1 protein-coding gene is annotated in these 403 nt (G+C 72.5%); it reads right to left on the bottom strand.

Annotated elements, in window-relative coordinates; genetic code table 11:
- On the bottom strand, positions 1–403 hold a 403-nt coding region (locus B8460_RS18000), incomplete at both ends, for an acetolactate synthase (RefSeq protein ID WP_048863000.1).

Genomic DNA, 403 nt, shown 5'->3' with positions numbered 1-403 from the left:
CGCGCATTACGGGCGGCGGCGGGGGCAGCGCGTCGGCCAGTTGCGCCAGCGCGGTCGCGGCGTCGGCGCGGAAGCTCGCCCGCGCCGGGATGTGCCACAGCGGCATCCGCTCCTTCAGCGGGTCGATGTCGATGTGCAGGATCGCGGCGTCCGTCGCGGGCCGGCTGACGGTCGGTATCCACGGCACGTCGCTGTCGATCACCAGCACCACGTCGGCGCTCGCCAGCGCGGCGTTCTGCGCCGGGTGGTTCCACTGATTGCCCTGGTACAGCGGATCGTCATGCGGGAAGTTGACGTGGCTCGGCACGGACTCCAGCACGCCGATGCCGTGCGCCCGGCACAGCGCGACAAGCGCGTCCACGGCGGCGGCACGCCGGCCCAGGTAGGACGTCACGATCAACGG

Source organism: Acidisphaera rubrifaciens HS-AP3 (assembly GCF_000964365.1).
Taxonomy (GTDB): Bacteria; Pseudomonadota; Alphaproteobacteria; order Acetobacterales; family Acetobacteraceae; genus Acidisphaera; species Acidisphaera rubrifaciens.
The sequence above is the reverse complement of the archived record's forward strand: the minus strand, read 5'-3'. Positions and strand labels throughout refer to the sequence as shown.